Here is a 20,105-nt window from a genome sequence, read left to right as displayed (position 1 = left end):
GTTCTTACCTTAAATTTTCGACGGAAAACCACGTAAAAAACGTCGATTTTTCAAGATACAGCGTGAATTTTCAGGAAATGCGGTGAGCATCACACCACCACAATTTAGCAAATTGTGAACATCATCACGTTCATCTTTCCCTGGTTGCCAATGACCCATTTTCCTGTCAGTAACGAGAAGGTCGCGAATTCAGGCGCTTTTTAGACTGGTCGTAATGAAATTCAGCAGGATCACATTATGACCTTTCGCAATTGTGTCGCCGTCGATCTCGGCGCATCCAGTGGGCGCGTGATGCTGGCGCGTTACGAGCGTGAATGCCGCAGCCTGACGCTGCGCGAAATCCATCGTTTTAACAATGGGCTGCATAGTCAGAACGGCTATGTCACCTGGGATGTGGATAGCCTTGAAAGTGCCATTCGCCTTGGATTAAACAAGGTGTGCGAGGAAGGGATTCGTATCGATAGCATTGGGATTGATACCTGGGGCGTGGACTTTGTGCTGCTCGACCAACAGGGTCAGCATGTGGGCCTGCCCGTTGCTTATCGCGATAGCCGCACCAATGGCCTGATGACGCAGGCACAACAGCAACTCGGCAAACGCGATATTTATCAACGTAGCGGCATCCAGTTTCTGCCCTTCAATACGCTTTATCAGTTGCGTGCGCTGACGGAGCAACAACCTGAACTTATTCCACACATTGCTCACGCTCTGCTAATGCCGGATTACTTCAGTTATCGCCTGACCGGCAAGATGAACTGGGAGTACACCAACGCCACGACCACGCAACTGGTCAATATCAATAGCGACGACTGGGACGAGTCGCTACTGGCGTGGAGCGGTGCCAACAAAGCCTGGTTTGGTCGCCCGACGCATCCGGGTAATGTCATAGGTCACTGGATTTGCCCGCAGGGTAATGAGATTCCAGTGGTCGCCGTTGCCAGCCATGATACCGCCAGCGCGGTTATCGCCTCGCCGTTAAACGGTTCACGCGCCGCTTATCTCTCTTCTGGCACCTGGTCATTGATGGGTTTTGAAAGCCAGACGCCATTTACCAATGACACGGCACTGGCAGCCAACATCACCAATGAAGGCGGGGCGGAAGGTCGCTATCGGGTGCTGAAAAATATTATGGGCTTATGGCTGCTTCAGCGAGTGCTTCAGGAGCGGCAAATCAACGATCTCCCGGCGCTTATCGCCGCGACACAGGCACTTCCGGCTTGCCGCTTCATTATCAATCCCAATGACGATCGCTTTATTAATCCTGAGACGATGTGCAGCGAAATTCAGGCTGCGTGTCGGGAAACGGCGCAACCGATCCCGGAAAGTGATGCTGAACTGGCGCGCTGCATTTTCGACAGTCTGGCGCTGCTGTATGCCGATGTGTTGCATGAGCTGGCGCAGCTACGCGGTGAAGATTTCTCGCAACTGCATATTGTCGGCGGAGGCTGCCAGAACACGCTGCTCAACCAGCTATGTGCCGATGCCTGCGGTATTCGGGTGATCGCCGGGCCTGTTGAAGCCTCGACGCTCGGCAATATCGGCATCCAGTTAATGACGCTGGATGAACTCAACAATGTGGATGATTTCCGTCAGGTCGTCAGCACCACCGCGAATCTGACCACCTTTACCCCTAATCCTGACAGTGAAATTGCCCACTATGTGGCGCAGATTCACTCTACACGACAGACAAAGGAGCTTTGCGCATGACCACTCAACTGGAACAGGCCTGGGAGCTGGCGAAACAGCGTTTCGCGGCGGTGGGGATTGATGTCGAGGAGGCGCTGCGCCAACTTGATCGTTTACCCGTTTCAATGCACTGCTGGCAGGGTGATGATGTTTCCGGTTTTGAAAACCCGGAAGGTTCGCTGACCGGTGGGATTCAGGCTACTGGTAATTATCCGGGCAAAGCGCGTAATGCCAGTGAGCTACGTACCGATCTGGAACAGGCTATGCGGCTGATTCCGGGGCCAAAACGGCTTAATTTACATGCCATCTATCTGGAATCAGACACGCCAGTCTCGCGCGACCAGATCAAACCTGAGCACTTCAAAAACTGGGTTGAATGGGCGAAAGCCAATCAGCTCGGTCTGGATTTTAACCCCTCCTGCTTTTCGCATCCGCTAAGCGCCGATGGCTTTACGCTCTCGCATCCCGACGACAGCATTCGCCAGTTCTGGATTGATCACTGCAAAGCCAGCCGTCGCGTTTCGGCCTATTTTGGCGAGCAACTCGGCACACCATCGGTGATGAACATCTGGATCCCGGATGGTATGAAAGATATCACCGTTGACCGTCTCGCACCGCGTCAGCGTCTGCTGGCAGCACTGGATGAGGTGATCAGCGAGAAGCTAAACCCTGCGCACCATATCGACGCCGTTGAGAGCAAATTGTTTGGCATTGGCGCGGAGAGCTACACGGTTGGCTCCAATGAGTTTTACCTGGGTTATGCCACCAGCCGCCAGACGGCGCTGTGCCTGGACGCCGGGCATTTCCACCCGACTGAAGTGATTTCCGACAAGATTTCCGCCGCCATGCTGTATGTGCCGCAGTTGCTGCTGCACGTCAGCCGTCCGGTTCGCTGGGACAGCGATCACGTAGTGCTGCTGGATGATGAAACCCAGGCGATTGCCAGTGAGATTGTTCGTCACGATCTGTTCGACCGGGTGCATATCGGCCTTGACTTCTTCGATGCCTCTATCAACCGCATTGCCGCGTGGGTCATTGGTACACGCAATATGAAAAAAGCCCTGCTACGTGCGTTACTGGAACCTACCGCTGAACTACGCAAGCTGGAAGCGGCGGGCGATTACACTGCGCGTCTGGCGCTACTGGAAGAGCAGAAATCGTTGCCGTGGCAGGCAGTATGGGAAATGTATTGCCAACGTCATGATACGCCAGCAGGTAGCGAATGGCTGGAGAGCGTGCGGGCATATGAGAAAGCGATTTTGAGCCAGCGTGGGTAAACACTGCCGGATGCGGCGCGAGCGCCTTATCCGGCCTACAGGTCGGCAACAGTTGTAGGCCTGATAAGACGCGACAGCGTCGCATCAGGCATTGATTGCCGGATACGGCACGAGTGCCTTATCCGGCCTACAGGTCGGCAATAGTTGTAGGCCTGATAAGACGCGACAGCGTCGCATCAGGCATTGATTGCCGGATGCGGCACGAGCGCCTTATCCGGCCTACAGGTCGGCAATAGTTGTAGGCCTGATAAGACGCGACAGCGTCGCATCAGGCATTGATTGCCGGATGCGGCACAAGTGCCTTATCCGGCCTACAGGTCGGCAATAGTTGTAGGCCTGATAAGACGCGACAGCGTCGCATCAGGCATTGATTGCCGGATGCGGCACGAGCGCCTTATCCGGCCTACAGGTCGGCAATAGTTGTAGGCCTGATAAGACGCGACAGCGTCGCATCAGGCATTGATTGCCGGATGCGGCACGAGTGCCTTATCCGGCCTACAGGTCGGCAATAGTTGTAGGCCTGATAAGACGCGACAGCGTCGCATCAGGCATTGATTGCCGGATGCGGCACGAGTGCCTTATCCGGCCTACAGGTCGGCAATAGTTGTAGGCCTGATAAGACGCGACAGCGTCGCATCAGGCATTGATTGCCGGATGCGGCACGAGCGCCTTATCCGGCCTACAGGTCGGCAATAGTTGTAGGCCTGATAAGACGCGACAGCGTCGCATCAGGCATTGATTGCCGGATGCGGCACGAGCGCCTTATCCGGCCTACAGGTCGGCAATAGTTGTAGGTCTGATAAGACGCGACAGCGTCGCATCAGGCATTGATTGCCGGATGCGGCACAAGTGCCTTATCCGGCCTACAGGTCGGCAATAGTTGTAGGCCTGATAAGACGCGACAGCGTCGCATCAGGCATTGATTGCCGGATGCGGCACTACAGGTCGTGCATCTGACAACACCGAATTTACAGGAACACAGAACATGCAAAACATTACCCAGTCCTGGTTTGTCCAGGGAATGATCAAAGCCACCACCGATGCCTGGCTGAAAGGCTGGGACGAGCGCAACGGCGGCAACCTGACGCTGCGCCTGGATGACGCCGATATCGCGCTTTATCACGACAACTTCCACCCACAACCGCGCTATATTCCGCTCAGCCAACCCATGCCTTTACTGGCAAATACGCCGTTTATTGTCACCGGCTCCGGCAAATTCTTCCGTAACGTCCAGCTTGATCCTGCGGCTAACTTAGGCGTCGTAAAAGTCGACAGCGACGGCGCGGGTTACCACATTCTCTGGGGGTTAACCAACGAAGCCGTCCCGACATCCGAACTTCCGGCTCACTTCCTTTCCCACTGCGAGCGCATTAAAGCCACCAACGGCAAAGATCGGGTGATCATGCACTGCCACGCCACCAACCTGATCGCCCTCACCTATGTACTTGAAAACGACACCGCGGTCTTCACTCGCCAACTGTGGGAAGGCAGCACCGAGTGTCTGGTGGTATTCCCGGATGGCGTTGGCATTTTGCCGTGGATGGTGCCCGGCACGGACGAAATCGGCCAGGCGACCGCACAAGAGATGCAAAAACATTCGCTGGTGTTGTGGCCCTTCCACGGCGTCTTCGGCAGCGGACCGACGCTGGATGAAACCTTCGGTTTAATCGACACCGCAGAAAAATCAGCACAAGTATTAGTGAAGGTTTATTCGATGGGCGGCATGAAACAGACCATCAGCCGTGAAGAGTTGATAGCGCTCGGCAAGCGTTTCGGCGTTACGCCACTCGCCAGTGCGCTGGCGCTGTAAGGAGCAAACATGATCCGCAAAGCCTTTGTCATGCAGGTAAACCCCGACGCCCACGAAGAGTATCAGCGTCGGCATAATCCCATCTGGCCAGAACTGGAAGCAGTGCTGAAATCTCACGGTGCGCATAACTACGCCATCTATCTCGACAAAGCGCGTAATCTGCTGTTTGCCATGGTAGAGATTGAATCTGAAGAACGCTGGAATGCGGTTGCCAGTACTGATGTTTGCCAACGTTGGTGGAAATACATGACCGATGTTATGCCCGCTAACCCGGATAACAGCCCGGTGAGTAGCGAGCTGCAAGAAGTGTTTTACCTGCCTTAATGAGTTGCGGTGCCGGAAAATATCCAGCACCGCGCCTTCATCAGAAGAAGTATTTAAAGCGAACGCGTGCGCCGTAACGGTCATCAGTATCATCACCGTGTTTTTTATCACCGTCGCTATCCAGAATGGAGTAATACGTCCCGAGGTAAATATTAAAGTTCTCCATATCCATCACATTAGCGAACTGATAAGACGCATGAATGGTGTGAATGGAGTACGTCCCTTCATCATCAATCCAGCAGTCGTTATCACAAACTACACCGCTGAATTCATCAATCTTATTGTGCGCGTAGATATAACCGAGCTCGAAACGTTTCCACAGCGCGTTAATCCCGGCAGTGAAATCTTTCTCATTATTAGCATCTAAATAGGCGGTATTAAGATTAACCACAATGCCATTGTCCGGATCCGTTTTCAGGCCGTTCCAGGTCATGCTCATCCCATAGCCGGTACGATCGGACTGATCGACAAAATTACCCTTGCTATCGGTATAACCATAAGCATTATTTACCACGTTCGCTTCCATCGCTGCGGAAACGGTGAATTCTTCCGTCGGCGACCAGGCAATTACTGGGCGCAGATAAGCAACATTTTTCTGCTGCTCCATATCGCGTCCATGATAATTACCGTCATTATATAAAGATGTTCCATCTTCAAGTAACGTATTTAATTCAAAATACCAGTTATCGAGTTGTTTGCTGACGAGGAAATTACCGCCAGCGTTAGAGCGCCCGCGGCCCTCTTTCATCATATAGATATAACCGCTGCCATCGTCATAAAGATCGTTCGCAGTATTACCGGAATGTTCAACAAAGGTATCCTGATTCAGCGGGAACATATCGTAGGCTTCAAAACGGCCTACTTTGACCTTCCAGTCGTTTTCTTTGCCAAAGAAGAATACCGCATCATCGATATTTACTGAACCGTGCATATCACCCAGCGGTTGTGCGGAGAACCCGGCGAAATAACCGTTGTCCATCTTTCGCATACCGTCAAAACCTAACAGAATACGACCATTGAGATTCCACTGTTCATTAGTGGGATCGCTATTCACATCAGCGTTGGTCATTGCCAGCAGGCCATGATTACTTTCCGCATCCATATTAAATTCTACGTCGCCGTAGATTTTTAAATCGCCATAACCTGAAAGCAAAAGATTAGGTGAGGTGGCATTTTTCTTTGCAGATTCCGCCGTTGCCTGTCCATTTACCGGCGTATTGCCCTGAGCGGCCTTAATTTCGCGGTTCTCAGCGGCTTGTTGTGTCTGCAGCTGTTTAACCTGGCTCTCTGCTTTTGCCGCCCGCATTTCTGCCGCTTCCAGGCGTTCTTCCAGCAATGCCATGCGTTGTTCCAGCGTTAAATGCTGTGTTTTTGCCATACCGGTACTACATGCCAATAATAAACCGATGGCTAAAGATAATATCGATTTTTTCATTATTTACGTTCCCTGAAATAAAGGAGGTCCTACGCTTTCCAAAAGGAATACGTATATAGAGAAATATAAAGTGTGCACTTTCGAATTTTTAATCCAACTTCAGCAGGCCGATGGATAGTATCCCGCCGCATAATATGAGTAAATCCGCTGATTTCCTGGAACGTGAGGAATATAACAATAGTGCCGTTTTTAACTAAATATCGTAAAAAATATTAGATATGATTCAAGCTGACTCATAAGCCACAAATATAAATAACGTTTAGACAAATTATCTGAGACATTTAAACATTCACAAAATCATTAAATAATAACTCTTTATTCACAAGATTTATTTTACCTACTAATATGTGCCTTACGCCGCAAAATTTATCCTTCTCTCTGCTTTATATTGTCACGACTTCACGACATATCCGCGCTCATCACAAACCCGCCCCGCTATTACAATTAACTGAAATATTTTTTCATGGAGTCCGATTAATGGCAGCTCTTACTGCAAGCTGTATTGACCTGAATATTCAGGGCAATGGCGCTTATTCCGTTCTGAAGCAGTTGGCGACAATGGCGTTACAAAACGGTTTTATCACCGACTCACACCAGTTCCTGCAAACCCTGCTGCTGCGCGAAAAAATGCACTCCACCGGTTTTGGTTCTGGTGTCGCCGTGCCGCACGGTAAAAGCGCCTGCGTTAAACAACCGTTCGTGTTATTCGCCCGCAAAGCGCAGGCTATTGACTGGAAAGCCAGCGATGGCGAAGACGTCAATTGCTGGATCTGCCTCGGCGTGCCGCAAAGCGGCGAAGAGGATCAGGTCAAAATCATCGGCACACTGTGTCGCAAAATTATCCACCAGGATTTTATTCATCAACTGCAACAGGGCGACGCCGACCAGGTGCTTGCCTTGTTAAATCAAACCCTCAGCTCATAAGGAAGTGGCGATGGAGTCATCCTTACGTATTGTCGCGATCACCAACTGCCCCGCCGGGATCGCTCACACCTACATGGTGGCGGAAGCCCTGGAACAGAAAGCCCGTTCTCTCGGTCATACCATAAAAGTGGAAACTCAAGGGTCCAGTGGCGTTGAAAACCGCTTATCCAGCGAAGAGATTGCCGCTGCCGATTACGTCATTCTCGCTACCGGGCGTGGCCTGAGCGGTGATGATCGCGCGCGGTTTGCCGGGAAGAAAGTTTATGAGATTGCCATCTCCCAGGCGTTGAAAAATATCGACCAGATTTTCAGCGAATTACCGACAAACTCGCAGCTTTTTGCCGCAGATAGCGGCGTGAAGCTTGGCAAACAGGAAGTGCAAAGCGGCAGCGTGATGAGCCACCTGATGGCGGGCGTCTCTGCGGCGCTGCCGTTTGTCATCGGCGGTGGTATCCTGGTGGCGCTTGCCAACATGCTGGTGCAGTTCGGTTTGCCGTATACCGATATGTCGAAAGGCGCGCCGTCGTTTACCTGGGTAGTTGAATCCATCGGTTACCTTGGCTTCACCTTTATGATCCCCATCATGGGCGCTTATATTGCCTCGTCGATTGCCGATAAACCGGCTTTCGCTCCGGCGTTTCTGGTTTGCTATCTGGCGAACGACAAAGCGCTGCTCGGCACCCAGTCGGGTGCGGGATTCCTCGGCGCGGTGGTGCTGGGGCTGGCGATTGGCTATTTCGTCTTCTGGTTCCGCAAAGTGCGCCTTGGCAAAGCATTACAACCGCTGCTCGGTTCAATGCTGATCCCGTTCGTTACTCTGCTGGTTTTCGGCGTGCTCACTTACTACGTTATCGGGCCGGTGATGTCCGACCTCATGGGCGGGCTGCTCCACTTCCTGAATACCATTCCTCCATCAATGAAGTTTGCGGCAGCGTTTCTGGTCGGTGCGATGCTGGCGTTCGATATGGGCGGCCCCATCAATAAAACCGCCTGGTTCTTCTGCTTCTCACTGCTGGAAAAACACATTTATGACTGGTACGCCATCGTCGGCGTTGTCGCGTTGATGCCGCCCGTTGCGGCGGGTCTTGCGACGTTCATTGCGCCCAAACTGTTTACCCGACAGGAAAAAGAGGCTGCCAGTAGTGCCATTGTGGTCGGTGCCACAGTCGCAACCGAACCTGCTATTCCTTACGCTCTGGCAGCTCCGTTACCGATGATTACCGCCAATACGCTGGCGGGCGGTATTACCGGCGTGCTGGTGATCGCTTTCGGAATCAAACGTCTGGCACCTGGTTTGGGTATCTTTGACCCGCTGATCGGCCTGATGTCGCCGGTAGGTTCGTTTTATCTGGTGCTGGCGATTGGCCTCGCGCTAAACATTTCATTCATTATCGTCCTGAAAGGATTGTGGTTACGCCGCAAAGCGAAAGCCGCGCAACAGGAGCTTGTCCATGAACATTGAGTTACTGCAACAGTTGTGCGAAGCCAGCGCCGTCAGCGGCGATGAACAGGAAGTTCGCGACATCCTGATAAACACGCTGGAACCTTGCGTTAATGAAATCACCTTTGATGGTCTGGGCAGCTTTGTTGCCCGTAAGGGGAATAAAGGTCCAAAAGTTGCCGTTGTCGGGCATATGGATGAAGTCGGCTTTATGGTCACCCACATCGACGAGAGCGGTTTTCTGCGCTTCACCACCATTGGCGGCTGGTGGAATCAGTCGATGCTCAACCACCGGGTAACCATACGCACACACAAGGGATTTAAAATCCCTGGTGTGATTGGTTCCGTCGCGCCTCATGCGTTAACGGAAAAGCAAAAGCAACAACCGCTGTCATTTGATGAGATGTTCATTGATATTGGCGCGAACAGTCGCGAAGAAGCGGAAAAGCGCGGCGTTGAAATTGGCGATTTTATTAGCCCGGAAGCCAATTTTGCCTGCTGGGGCGAAGATAAAGTAGTCGGAAAGGCGCTGGATAACCGCATCGGCTGCGCGATGATGGCGGAGCTACTACAGACAGTAAATAACCCAGAAATTACGCTGTACGGCGTTGGCAGTGTGGAAGAAGAAGTTGGGCTACGCGGGGCACAAACCTCGGCGGAACACATTAAACCGGATGTGGTGATTGTGCTGGATACCGCTGTCGCAGGTGATGTTCCGGGCATTGATAACATTAAATACCCGCTGAAACTGGGCCAGGGGCCGGGGCTGATGCTGTTTGACAAGCGCTACTTCCCCAACCAGAAACTGGTAGCAGTGTTAAAAAACTGTGCCGCACATAACGATTTACCGCTGCAATTTTCCACCATGAAAACCGGAGCGACGGATGGCGGGCGCTACAACGTGATGGGCGGCGGGCGTCCGGTTGTCGCGCTGTGTCTGCCAACTCGTTATCTGCACGCTAACAGCGGCATGATTTCAAAAGCCGATTACGATGCTCTGCTCACGCTGATACGGGATTTTCTGACGACCTTAACTGCGGAGAAAGTCAACGCGTTTAGCCAGTTCCGTCAGGTGGATTAATGCTAAACGAACGCCAGTTAAAGATTGTCGATCTGCTGGAGCAACAGCCGCGCACGCCTGGAGAGCTGGCGCAACAGACTGGCGTTTCAGGCAGGACCATCCTGCGTGATATTGACTATCTCAACTTCACCCTTAACGGCAAAGCCCGCATTTTCGCCAGTGGTAGTGCGGGCTATCAGCTGGAAATCTTCGAGCGCCGCAGCTTTTTTCAGTTGCTGCAAAAGCACGATAACGACGATCGGCTGCTGGCGCTATTATTACTAAATACCTTTACTCCCCGTGCGCAACTCGCCTCGGCGCTTAATTTGCCAGAAACGTGGGTAGCAGAACGTCTGCCCCGGTTAAAACAGCGTTATGAACGCACTTGTTGCCTGGCCAGTCGCCCCGGTTTGGGCCATTTCATTGATGAAACAGAAGAGAAGCGCGTTATCTTGCTGGCGAACTTGCTACGCAAAGATCCGTTTTTAATTCCGCTGGCGGGCATAACACGAGACAACCTTCAGCATTTATCCACGGCCTGCGACAACCAACACCGCTGGCCGCTGATGCAGGGTGATTATCTCTCCAGCCTGATTCTGGCGATTTACGCCCTGCGTAATCAGCTTACTGACATATGGCCGCAATATCCCGGTAACGAGATAAAACAAATCGTTGAACAGTGCGGCCTGTTTCTCGGTGATAACGCTGTAAGAACCCTGACGGGTTTGATAGAGAAACAGCATCAGCAAGCGCAGGTAATTTCAGCCGATCATGTGCTGGGGTTGCTGCAAAGGGTGCCAGGTATCGCGTCATTGAATATTATTGATACGCAGTTGGTTGAGAATATTACCGGGCATTTATTACGTTGCCTTGCCGCACCGGTGTGGATTGCTGAGCACCGCCAAAGCAGCATGAATGACCTGAAAGCCGCCTGGCCTGCGGCCTTTGATATGAGTCTGCACTTTATTACGCTACTGCGTGAACAGCTCGATATTCCCCTTTTCGACAGCGATCTGATCGGTTTGTATTTTGCCTGTGCGCTGGAACGGCATCAAAACGAACGCCAGCCGATCATTTTGCTCTCGGACCAGAACGCGATTGCCACTATTAATCAGCTCGCCATTGAGCGCGATGTTTTACATTGTCGGGTGATTATTGCCCGTAGCTTAAGCGAACTTGTTGCCATTCGCGAAGAGATTGAGCCGTTATTGATCATTAACAACAGCCATTATTTACTGGATGACGCGGTAAATAATTACATCACCGTAAAAAATATCATTACGGCTGCCGGTATCGAACAAATAAAACATTTTCTGGCGACGGCATTTATTCGCCAACAGCCGGAGCGTTTTTTCTCTGCCCCCGGAAGTTTTCATTATTCGAATGTACGCGGTGAAAGCTGGCAACATATTACCCGGCAAATTTGTGCGCAATTAGTGGCACAACACCATATTACCGCCGATGAAGCACAACGCATCATCGCCCGCGAAGGCGAAGGTGAAAACCTGATTGTTAATCGCCTCGCCATCCCACATTGCTGGAGCGAACAGGAGCGACGTTTTCGTGGATTTTTTATTACCCTCGCCCAACCAGTTGAGGTGAATAACGAAGTCATTAACCATGTCTTGATCGCCTGCGCCGCCGCCGATGCGCGTCATGAGCTAAAAATATTTAGCTATCTGGCAAGCGTATTGTGTCAGCATCCGGCAGAGGTTATTGCCGGGTTAACAGGATATGAGGCATTTATGGAGTTACTTCACAAGGGGTGAACTGTGTCGGATGCGCCGCATCCGACACTGCATTTATCATCAAAAACGTTTAACGCAGGCTATTATAGTCATCAACCATTTCGTTGTACTCGCGTAATGCTCTCGGGAAAGAGTCGTCGACCATCCAGCTTGAGTTTGCGTCCTGCAGTTGCTCTTTATCCCAGTCAGAGTACGGGACTTTATCTCTGACGCGGCGAACGTATTTTTTAGCCTCGAGTTGATACTGGCCTGCCGAATTAATAAACGAGAAATTCATGCCGCCTTTATCCGCTTCTTTGGCCTGCGCCACCAGCGTTTCCAGTTCAGACACTTTCTTCATTGCCGCTTCTGCATCAAACTTATCTTGCGATATCAGGTTATTAATTTGTTTCGCTGAAATCATGACTGCCAGAGAGTAATAGTGGAATGTTTTCCCTTCTCTTTCTTCAATATTTTTCAGTTCCGCAAGCTGGCGCTTATCGTTAATTTCCTGAATCGCCGCATGATAAGATTCTGCTACAGCTTCAAAGGCTTCCAGATTTTTTAAGAATGTCTGGTGCAGCGTTTTCCCTTTCGCAAACGCATCGTCTTTATAATTTTCCTGGGTGTAATATTTATCCATTTCGTTAATGGTATTACCCAACGCCACGGCAGCATCGATATAACTCACCGCCACGCCATCAATAGGTTGCAGCGCAGGCGTTAACGCCACAGCACTTTTTACGCCTTTTTCACACTCAGCGAGGTTGGATTCACTAATGCCGTAGATGCCATAAACAGTACGCTCTTCACCGGTAGGCCCCTGTTTAAAATCTTTCAGCCAGTCAGCATAACGCGCCAGACTGCTCTGTACAGGGATCTGTAACTTGTTATAGCACTTGATATAGACATCCATTTTTTCGTCGAAAACCGCTTGTTCATCGACCACCGGTTGCGCAGGTGTTTCAGGTTTAGCTTCTGCTTTTGCAACGGGAGCTTCAGGAGCTGGTGCGGCAGGTTGACTATTGGCAGGCGGGGGCGTTTCTGTTTCGGCTTTTTTATCATCACAACCCGTCAGACCGAGGGCCATGATGGCGACTATAATAGCGGAAGATAATAAATTCCTTTTCATTTAATTGCCTTATAAATATATAGATAAGAGAGTGAACATAATAAATGAAAAAAGAAAACGCCACTACACGCGTTTTATTTATAAATAAAATAATAAAATTCACGAAATGAATAAGTCCTGCAATTTAATATATATCGCAGGACTTATTTTAATTAATTGCTCAAACGCTGCGGATGGGTATAAACCGTTGCCCGACCCGGCTTACAAAAACCCACCAGCGTCAGATTACAACGCTCAGCCACTTCTACAGCAAGCGTGGTCGCGGCAGACACCGCAAACAAAATCTCTACGCCGCACATCGCCGACTTTTGCACCATTTCATAACTGGCACGACTGGAAACCAGTACCGCACCTTGCTGCCAGCTTTCCCCTTCTTGTGACCGGCGGCCTAACAGTTTGTCCAGCGCCACATGGCGACCCACGTCTTCATGCCCGCCGACCAGTTCGCCAGATGGCAACATCCAGGCAGCGGCGTGAGTACAACCAGTCAGTTGCCCCACTGGCTGAAAATCGTTGAGATGACGTAATGCATCATCCAGTTTGTTGAGATCAAACGTCTGGGTGAACGGTAGCGGCTGCACCGGTTTTCCGATGTCATTAAGTTGCTCCACGCCGCATACGCCACAGCCCGTACGTCCCGCCAGCGCCCGGCGGCGCTCCTTCAACCCCATAAAGCGGCGGCTGGAAAGCTCAATTTGTACTTCAAGACCATTACAGGAAGGAACGACATCCATGCCGAAGATATCGCGCGGACTTTCTATTATCCCCTCGGAAAGCGAAAAACCGAGCGCAAAGTACTCAAGGTCTTTGGGCGACGCCATCATCACCACATGCGAAATGCCGTTGTAGACCAGCGCAACGGGAACTTCTTCCGCGACCTCATCTAACCGTGGGTGTTGTAAATCATCACGCCGCCATAACTCAATTTGACGAACACCTGTGATATTTGTCACATTTTCGATTTCTTTTTGCTGTGTTTTTTTCACTTTCTCTTAACCAGATAAGAACACACACACCAACATTATGGTATTCTGTTACAAACCCTTCCTGGATGGAGGGAAATTGAGCCAATTCTGGACCTTTGCGGCCCCTTCCGCAAAGAAAAATAACTCCCACTCCCTGCACACTCAGCAAGCGAATGTAAATGGGACGTGACAATGTCGAAACAAGGAGCAATCCATGCAGGTCAGCAGAAGGCAGTTCTTTAAGATCTGCGCTGGCGGTATGGCAGGCACCACGGCAGCGGCACTGGGTTTTGCACCCAGCGTAGCACTCGCGGAAACCCGGCAGTATAAACTGCTGCGCACCCGCGAAACCCGTAATACCTGCACCTATTGTTCCGTAGGCTGTGGGCTGTTGATGTACAGCCTCGGTGACGGAGCAAAAAACGCCAAAGCATCTATCTTCCATATCGAAGGCGATCCGGATCACCCGGTCAACCGCGGTGCACTTTGTCCGAAAGGCGCTGGCCTGGTGGATTTCATCCACTCCGAAAGCCGTCTGAAGTTCCCGGAATACCGTGCCCCTGGTTCTGATAAATGGCAGCAAATCAGTTGGGAAGAGGCGTTTGATCGCATCGCCAAACTGATGAAAGAAGACCGCGATGCTAACTACATTGCGCAAAACGCCGAAGGCGTGACCGTTAACCGCTGGCTCTCCACCGGGATGCTGTGTGCTTCCGCGTCGAGTAACGAAACCGGCTATTTAACGCAAAAATTCTCCCGCGCGCTGGGTATGCTCGCGGTCGACAACCAGGCGCGTGTCTGACACGGACCAACGGTAGCAAGTCTTGCTCCAACATTTGGTCGCGGTGCGATGACCAACCACTGGGTCGACATCAAGAACGCCAACCTCGTCGTGGTGATGGGCGGTAACGCCGCTGAAGCTCACCCGGTCGGATTCCGCTGGGCGATGGAAGCCAAAATTCACAACGGCGCGAAGCTGATTGTGATCGATCCTCGCTTTACGCGTACGGCGGCAGTGGCTGACTACTATGCCCCTATTCGTTCCGGTACTGACATTGCTTTCCTGTCAGGCGTATTGCTGTACCTGCTGAACAATGAAAAATTCAACCGCGAATACACCGAAGCCTATACCAACGCCAGCCTGATCGTGCGTGAGGATTACGGCTTTGAAGATGGCCTGTTCACCGGCTACGACGCAGAAAAACGCAAGTACGATAAATCCTCCTGGACTTACGAACTGGACGAAAACGGCTTCGCCAAACGCGATACCACGCTGCAACATCCGCGCTGCGTGTGGAACTTGCTGAAACAGCACGTTTCCCGCTACACGCCAGATGTGGTTGAAAACATCTGTGGTACGCCAAAAGACGCGTTCCTGAAAGTCTGCGAATACATCGCAGAAACCAGTGCTCACGATAAAACTGCCTCGTTCCTGTATGCCCTCGGCTGGACGCAACACTCCGTTGGTGCGCAAAACATTCGTACGATGGCGATGATCCAGCTGCTGCTCGGCAACATGGGGATGGCAGGCGGCGGCGTTAACGCCCTGCGCGGTCACTCCAATATTCAGGGGCTGACGGACCTGGGCCTTCTGTCGCAGAGCCTGCCAGGTTACATGACGCTGCCAAGCGAGAAGCAGACCGATCTGCAAACCTACCTTACCGCCAACACGCCAAAACCGCTGCTGGAAGGCCAGGTAAACTACTGGGGCAACTACCCGAAATTCTTCGTCTCCATGATGAAGGCTTTCTTTGGTGATAAAGCAACGGCGGAAAATAGCTGGGGCTTTGACTGGTTGCCGAAGTGGGATAAAGGCTACGACGTCCTGCAATACTTCGAGATGATGAAAGAGGGCAAGGTCAATGGCTATATCTGCCAGGGCTTTAACCCTGTTGCCTCATTCCCGAACAAAAACAAAGTGATCGGTTGTCTGTCGAAACTGAAGTTCCTCGTCACCATCGACCCGCTGAACACTGAAACCTCTAACTTCTGGCAGAACCACGGTGAGCTGAACGAAGTTGACTCGTCGAAGATCCAGACCGAAGTGTTCCGTCTGCCATCGACCTGCTTCGCGGAAGAGAACGGTTCTATCGTAAACTCAGGTCGCTGGTTGCAGTGGCACTGGAAAGGTGCGGACGCCCCAGGGATTGCGCTGACTGATGGCGAGATCCTCTCCGGTATCTTCCTGCGCTTGCGCAAGATGTATGCCGAACAGGGTGGCGCGAACCCGGACCAGGTGCTGAACATGACCTGGAACTACGCCATTCCGCATGAGCCGAAGTCGGAAGAAGTAGCGATGGAGAGCAACGGTAAGGCGCTGGCCGATATTACCGATCCGGCAACCGGTGCGGTTATCGTCAAGAAAGGCCAACAACTTAGCTCGTTTGCCCAACTGCGCGATGACGGTACAACTTCCTGTGGTTGCTGGATTTTCGCCGGTAGCTGGACGCCGGAAGGCAACCAGATGGCACGCCGTGATAACGCCGATCCGTCTGGCCTCGGTAACACGCTGGGCTGGGCATGGGCATGGCCGCTTAACCGCCGCATTCTGTATAACCGCGCCTCCGCAGATCCGCAGGGTAACCCGTGGGATCCGAAGCGTCAGTTGCTGAAATGGGACGGCACTAAGTGGACCGGCTGGGATATTCCGGACTACAGCGCAGCGCCTCCGGGCAGCGGCGTCGGGCCGTTTATCATGCAGCAGGAAGGCATGGGGCGTCTGTTTGCCCTCGATAAGATGGCGGAAGGTCCGTTCCCGGAACACTACGAGCCGTTTGAAACGCCGCTGGGAACTAACCCGCTGCATCCAAACGTTATCTCGAACCCGGCTGCACGTATCTTTAAAGACGACGCCGAAGCATTGGGTAAAGCCGATAAGTTCCCGTATGTCGGAACCACCTATCGTCTGACCGAGCACTTCCACTACTGGACCAAACACGCGCTGTTGAACGCGATTTTGCAGCCAGAGCAGTTTGTGGAAATCGGGGAGTCGCTGGCGAATAAACTTGGCATTGCCCAGGGCGATACCGTGAAAGTCTCCTCCAACCGTGGCTATATCAAGGCCAAAGCGGTGGTGACCAAACGTATTCGCACGCTGAAAGCGAACGGCAAAGATATCGATACCATCGGTATTCCGATTCACTGGGGTTATGAAGGCGTAGCTAAAAAAGGCTTTATTGCCAATACGTTAACGCCATTCGTTGGTGATGCGAACACGCAGACGCCGGAGTTTAAGTCCTTCCTTGTGAATGTGGAAAAGGTGTAACGGAGACGACATATGGCTTATCAATCGCAAGATATCATTCGTCGTTCCGCGACTAACGGTCTGACCCCCGCGCCTCAGGCGCGGGACTTCCAGGAAGAAGTGGCGAAACTCATCGACGTCACCACCTGTATCGGCTGTAAAGCCTGTCAGGTGGCGTGTTCAGAGTGGAACGACATTCGCGATACCGTCGGCAATAACATTGGGGTGTACGACAACCCCAATGATTTAAGTGCCAAATCGTGGACGGTGATGCGCTTCTCGGAAGTGGAGCAGAACGACAAACTGGAATGGCTGATCCGCAAAGACGGCTGTATGCACTGTTCCGATCCAGGCTGTCTGAAAGCGTGCCCGGCGGAAGGTGCAATTATTCAGTATGCCAACGGTATCGTCGACTTCCAGTCCGAGCAGTGCATTGGCTGCGGTTATTGCATTGCGGGCTGTCCGTTCGACATTCCGCGCCTCAACCCGGAAGACAACCGCGTCTACAAATGTACGCTGTGCGTTGACCGCGTGGTGGTTGGGCAAGAACCAGCCTGCGTGAAGACCTGCCCAACGGGCGCGATTCACTTCGGTACGAAAGAGTCGATGAAAACGCTGGCGAGCGAGCGCGTGGCGGAGCTGAAAACCCGCGGTTACGACAATGCGGGCCTGTACGATCCGGCAGGCGTCGGTGGTACACACGTTATGTACGTGCTGCACCATGCTGACAAGCCAAATCTGTATCATGGCTTGCCGGAGAACCCGGAAATCAGCGAAACCGTGAAATTCTGGAAAGGCATCTGGAAACCGCTCGCAGCTGTTGGCTTTGCGGCTACCTTCGCAGCCAGTATCTTCCACTACGTGGGTGTCGGTCCGAACCGTGCGGATGAGGAAGAGAATAATCTGCACGAAGAGAAAGACGAGGAGCGCAAATGAAACGACGTGACACCATCGTGCGCTACACCGCGCCGGAACGTATCAACCACTGGATCACCGCCTTCTGCTTCATCCTGGCGGCGGTGAGCGGGCTGGGCTTTTTGTTCCCGTCCTTCAACTGGTTGATGCAAATCATGGGCACACCGCAGCTGGCGCGAATTCTGCACCCGTTTGTCGGCGTGGTTATGTTTGCCTCGTTCATCATCATGTTTTTCCGTTACTGGCATCACAACCTAATCAATCGGGATGATATCTTTTGGGCGAAGAATATTCGTAAGATCGTCGTCAACGAGGAAGTAGGTGACACCGGGCGTTATAACTTCGGTCAGAAATGCGTTTTCTGGGCGGCGATTATTTTCCTGGTTCTGCTGCTGGTGAGCGGCGTGATTATCTGGCGTCCTTATTTTGCGCCTGCTTTCTCAATCCCGGTGATCCGATTCGCGTTAATGCTGCATTCATTTGCCGCAGTGGCGTTAATTGTGGTTATCATGGTGCATATCTACGCCGCCCTTTGGGTGAAAGGCACGATTACCGCCATGGTGGAAGGATGGGTTACCAGCGCCTGGGCGAAGAAACATCACCCGCGCTGGTACCGTGAGGTCCGCAAGACAACGGAAAAGAAAGCTGAATGAGTATTCGCATAATCCCGCAAGATGAGCTGGGTTCGAGCGAGAAACGTACGGCGGATATGATTCCGCCGTTATTGTTCCCTCGGCTCAAGAATTTATACAACCGCCGCGCCGAGCGTCTGCGCGAGCTGGCAGAAAATAATCCGCTGGGTGATTACCTGCGCTTTGCTGCGCTTATCGCCCACGCCCAGGAAGTGGTGCTGTACGACCATCCGCTGGAGATGGATCTGACTGCGCGCATTAAAGAAGCCAGCGCACAAGGCAAGCCCCCGCTGGATATTCACGTTCTGCCGCGTGATAAGCACTGGCAAAAGCTGCTGATGGCGCTAATTGCTGAGCTGAAACCTGAAATGAGCGGCCCGGCGCTGGCAGTGATTGAGAATCTGGAGAAGGCATCGACTCAGGAGCTGGAAGATATGGCCAGCGCACTGTTTGCCTCTGATTTCTCATCCGTCAGTAGCGATAAAGCGCCGTTTATCTGGGCTGCACTGTCGCTCTACTGGGCGCAGATGGCCAATCTGATCCCCGGCAAAGCCCGCGCTGAATACGGCGAACAACGTCAATATTGCCCGGTATGTGGCTCTATGCCGGTGTCCAGCATGGTGCAAATTGGCACCACTCAGGGTCTGCGTTACCTGCACTGCAACCTGTGTGAAACTGAATGGCACGTAGTGCGCGTAAAATGCAGCAACTGTGAGCAGAGCGGCAAACTGCATTACTGGTCGCTGGATGACGAACAGGCCGCGATTAAAGCCGAAAGCTGCGATGACTGCGGCACTTACCTGAAAATTCTCTATCAGGAAAAAGAACCGAAAGTTGAAGCCGTGGCAGATGACCTCGCCTCTCTGGTACTGGACGCACGAATGGAGCAAGAAGGCTATGCCCGCAGTTCCATCAACCCGTTCCTGTTTCCGGGTGAAGGGGAGTAATCTCTGACGTTTTCCGGGTGGCGCTGGTCGCCCGGATTACAGCTCATAGGGTGTGACGACACCATCTCTCGTATTCCGCGTTACCACCTCAAGCTATGCCGCCAGTGCCTGTTTTGCCTCAATTTACCCACCCCCACATCAATAAGGTTATGGGTATGAGACTGATGATAAGCGTAAGATTGCCTGATGCGCCGCGCTTATTAGGCCTACCAATAAACTGCAATACATTGAATTTATAAGACTTTGTAGGCCGGGTAAGGCGTTCACGCCGCATCCGGCATGAACAACGCACACGTTGTCAGCAATCTGATTGATATCATTTTTTCCCATTACCATTCCTCGCGCAGCTTACGCTGGTATTCGACACCATCTTCCTCACGCCCTTGCCATATGCCAAAAGCACTGGTTCTTACTGTTTGCGATTGATTTACCAAGTATTGATCTACCGCTTCCCGTAATAGCTCCGTGCGAGGAAGATTACGCTGCACCTCAAGATCATCAAGTTGCTTAATCACCTCATTCGATAAATCGAGTATAATTCTGCCCATATCAATACCTGCCAGAGAGTTCATAAATATTTGACCAA

At 52.0% G+C, this 20,105-nt stretch carries 16 protein-coding genes; 12 read left to right on the top strand and 4 right to left on the bottom strand.

Going from position 1 to position 20,105, the window contains the following annotated elements:
* Nucleotides 1-237 precede the first annotated feature (237 nt).
* From rhaB to rhaM, 4 genes are all read left to right on the top strand, one after another.
* Complete coding sequence (gene rhaB, locus HUZ68_RS24125) at nucleotides 238-1,707, top strand: rhamnulokinase (RefSeq protein ID WP_239593991.1); 1,470 nt, start codon at nucleotides 238-240, stop codon at nucleotides 1,705-1,707.
* Nucleotides 1,704-2,963 (top strand): L-rhamnose isomerase, encoded by a 1,260-nt coding sequence (rhaA, locus tag HUZ68_RS24120; RefSeq protein WP_097480187.1) that lies wholly within the window; start codon nucleotides 1,704-1,706, stop codon nucleotides 2,961-2,963. Before rhaB ends, rhaA begins: the two co-directional genes overlap by 4 nt.
* A 985-nt stretch (nucleotides 2,964-3,948) precedes the next feature.
* The gene (rhaD, locus tag HUZ68_RS24115; protein ID WP_058100969.1) at nucleotides 3,949-4,773 is read left to right on the top strand and encodes a rhamnulose-1-phosphate aldolase; all 825 of its coding nucleotides are present in this window, start codon (nucleotides 3,949-3,951) and stop codon (nucleotides 4,771-4,773) included.
* A gap of 9 nt (nucleotides 4,774-4,782) precedes the next feature.
* On the top strand, nucleotides 4,783-5,097 hold the full coding sequence (rhaM, locus tag HUZ68_RS24110) for an L-rhamnose mutarotase (RefSeq protein WP_000619493.1): 315 nt from the start codon (nucleotides 4,783-4,785) through the stop codon (nucleotides 5,095-5,097).
* 40 nt (nucleotides 5,098-5,137) lie between these two features.
* Here the strand turns inward: rhaM and HUZ68_RS24105 are convergent, their stop codons facing one another.
* The gene (locus tag HUZ68_RS24105; RefSeq protein WP_239593990.1) at nucleotides 5,138-6,532 is read right to left on the bottom strand and encodes a carbohydrate porin; all 1,395 of its coding nucleotides are present in this window, start codon (nucleotides 6,530-6,532) and stop codon (nucleotides 5,138-5,140) included.
* A gap of 477 nt (nucleotides 6,533-7,009) precedes the next feature.
* Between HUZ68_RS24105 and HUZ68_RS24100 the strand changes: the two genes are divergently transcribed.
* Genes HUZ68_RS24100 through HUZ68_RS24085 form a run of 4 tightly spaced genes read left to right on the top strand, consistent with a single transcriptional unit; the run spans nucleotide 7,010 to nucleotide 11,726 of the window.
* Nucleotides 7,010-7,456, top strand: coding sequence for a PTS fructose transporter subunit IIA (locus HUZ68_RS24100; RefSeq protein ID WP_001612103.1), 447 nt, complete (start codon nucleotides 7,010-7,012; stop codon nucleotides 7,454-7,456).
* Between the two features lie 10 nt (nucleotides 7,457-7,466).
* Nucleotides 7,467-8,918 (top strand): PTS fructose-like transporter subunit IIBC, encoded by a 1,452-nt coding sequence (locus HUZ68_RS24095; RefSeq protein WP_000446023.1) that lies wholly within the window; start codon nucleotides 7,467-7,469, stop codon nucleotides 8,916-8,918.
* Nucleotides 8,908-9,978 carry an aminopeptidase gene (locus tag HUZ68_RS24090; RefSeq protein WP_001019466.1) on the top strand — a complete coding sequence of 357 codons (1,071 nt, stop codon included), beginning with the start codon at nucleotides 8,908-8,910 and terminating at the stop codon, nucleotides 9,976-9,978. The genes HUZ68_RS24095 and HUZ68_RS24090 overlap by 11 nt, the downstream gene beginning before the upstream one ends.
* Nucleotides 9,978-11,726, top strand: a complete 1,749-nt coding sequence (locus HUZ68_RS24085; RefSeq protein ID WP_085008011.1) for a putative frv operon regulatory protein — start codon at nucleotides 9,978-9,980, stop codon at nucleotides 11,724-11,726. Before HUZ68_RS24090 ends, HUZ68_RS24085 begins: the two co-directional genes overlap by 1 nt.
* A 49-nt stretch (nucleotides 11,727-11,775) precedes the next feature.
* On the opposite strand, the gene HUZ68_RS24080 is transcribed toward HUZ68_RS24085, so the two are convergent.
* Nucleotides 11,776-12,816 (bottom strand): YiiG family protein, encoded by a 1,041-nt coding sequence (locus tag HUZ68_RS24080; protein WP_001317404.1) that lies wholly within the window; start codon nucleotides 12,814-12,816, stop codon nucleotides 11,776-11,778.
* A 152-nt stretch (nucleotides 12,817-12,968) separates the two neighbouring features.
* Nucleotides 12,969-13,802, bottom strand: a complete 834-nt coding sequence (gene fdhD, locus HUZ68_RS24075; RefSeq protein WP_000753589.1) for a formate dehydrogenase accessory sulfurtransferase FdhD — start codon at nucleotides 13,800-13,802, stop codon at nucleotides 12,969-12,971.
* Between the two features lie 193 nt (nucleotides 13,803-13,995).
* Between fdhD and fdnG the strand changes: the two genes are divergently transcribed.
* The 4 genes from fdnG to fdhE are packed head-to-tail and all read left to right on the top strand — an operon-like array spanning nucleotide 13,996 to nucleotide 19,519.
* Nucleotides 13,996-17,046: a formate dehydrogenase-N subunit alpha gene (gene fdnG / locus HUZ68_RS24070; RefSeq protein WP_011310337.1), complete on the top strand. Its 3,051-nt coding sequence runs from the start codon at nucleotides 13,996-13,998 to the stop codon at nucleotides 17,044-17,046.
* A gap of 12 nt (nucleotides 17,047-17,058) precedes the next feature.
* Nucleotides 17,059-17,961, top strand: a complete 903-nt coding sequence (gene fdoH / locus HUZ68_RS24065; protein ID WP_000331377.1) for a formate dehydrogenase O subunit beta — start codon at nucleotides 17,059-17,061, stop codon at nucleotides 17,959-17,961.
* Nucleotides 17,958-18,593 (top strand): formate dehydrogenase cytochrome b556 subunit, encoded by a 636-nt coding sequence (fdoI, locus tag HUZ68_RS24060; protein ID WP_000829013.1) that lies wholly within the window; start codon nucleotides 17,958-17,960, stop codon nucleotides 18,591-18,593. Before fdoH ends, fdoI begins: the two co-directional genes overlap by 4 nt.
* Nucleotides 18,590-19,519, top strand: a complete 930-nt coding sequence (gene fdhE, locus HUZ68_RS24055) for a formate dehydrogenase accessory protein FdhE (protein ID WP_000027708.1) — start codon at nucleotides 18,590-18,592, stop codon at nucleotides 19,517-19,519. The genes fdoI and fdhE overlap by 4 nt, the downstream gene beginning before the upstream one ends.
* Nucleotides 19,520-19,848: 329 nt before the next feature.
* On the opposite strand, the gene yiiF is transcribed toward fdhE, so the two are convergent.
* Nucleotides 19,849-20,091 (bottom strand): protein YiiF, encoded by a 243-nt coding sequence (yiiF, locus tag HUZ68_RS24050; RefSeq protein WP_001086385.1) that lies wholly within the window; start codon nucleotides 20,089-20,091, stop codon nucleotides 19,849-19,851.
* Between the last annotated feature and the right edge of the window lie 14 nt (nucleotides 20,092-20,105).

It is taken from the genome of Shigella dysenteriae (assembly GCF_022354085.1).
Taxonomy (GTDB): domain Bacteria; phylum Pseudomonadota; class Gammaproteobacteria; order Enterobacterales; family Enterobacteriaceae; genus Escherichia; species Escherichia coli.
Note: the sequence above shows the minus strand (reverse complement) of the source record. Positions and strands in the feature narration are given on the sequence as shown.

Excerpts from the sequence above, each read along its gene's own strand:
- HUZ68_RS24090 (WP_001019466.1), top strand. The coding sequence starts at position 8,908 with ATGAACATTGAGTTACTGCAACAGTTGTGCGAAGCCAGCGCCGTCAGC.
- rhaA (WP_097480187.1), top strand. The coding sequence starts at position 1,704 with ATGACCACTCAACTGGAACAGGCCTGGGAGCTGGCGAAACAGCGTTTC.
- HUZ68_RS24080 (WP_001317404.1), bottom strand. The coding sequence starts at position 12,816 with ATGAAAAGGAATTTATTATCTTCCGCTATTATAGTCGCCATCATGGCC.
- rhaB (WP_239593991.1), top strand. The coding sequence starts at position 238 with ATGACCTTTCGCAATTGTGTCGCCGTCGATCTCGGCGCATCCAGTGGG.
- fdoH (WP_000331377.1), top strand. The coding sequence starts at position 17,059 with ATGGCTTATCAATCGCAAGATATCATTCGTCGTTCCGCGACTAACGGT.
- HUZ68_RS24095 (WP_000446023.1), top strand. The coding sequence starts at position 7,467 with ATGGAGTCATCCTTACGTATTGTCGCGATCACCAACTGCCCCGCCGGG.
- HUZ68_RS24085 (WP_085008011.1), top strand. The coding sequence starts at position 9,978 with ATGCTAAACGAACGCCAGTTAAAGATTGTCGATCTGCTGGAGCAACAG.
- yiiF (WP_001086385.1), bottom strand. The coding sequence starts at position 20,091 with ATGAACTCTCTGGCAGGTATTGATATGGGCAGAATTATACTCGATTTA.
- fdoI (WP_000829013.1), top strand. The coding sequence starts at position 17,958 with ATGAAACGACGTGACACCATCGTGCGCTACACCGCGCCGGAACGTATC.
- fdhE (WP_000027708.1), top strand. The coding sequence starts at position 18,590 with ATGAGTATTCGCATAATCCCGCAAGATGAGCTGGGTTCGAGCGAGAAA.
- rhaD (WP_058100969.1), top strand. The coding sequence starts at position 3,949 with ATGCAAAACATTACCCAGTCCTGGTTTGTCCAGGGAATGATCAAAGCC.
- rhaM (WP_000619493.1), top strand. The coding sequence starts at position 4,783 with ATGATCCGCAAAGCCTTTGTCATGCAGGTAAACCCCGACGCCCACGAA.
- HUZ68_RS24100 (WP_001612103.1), top strand. The coding sequence starts at position 7,010 with ATGGCAGCTCTTACTGCAAGCTGTATTGACCTGAATATTCAGGGCAAT.
- HUZ68_RS24105 (WP_239593990.1), bottom strand. The coding sequence starts at position 6,532 with ATGAAAAAATCGATATTATCTTTAGCCATCGGTTTATTATTGGCATGT.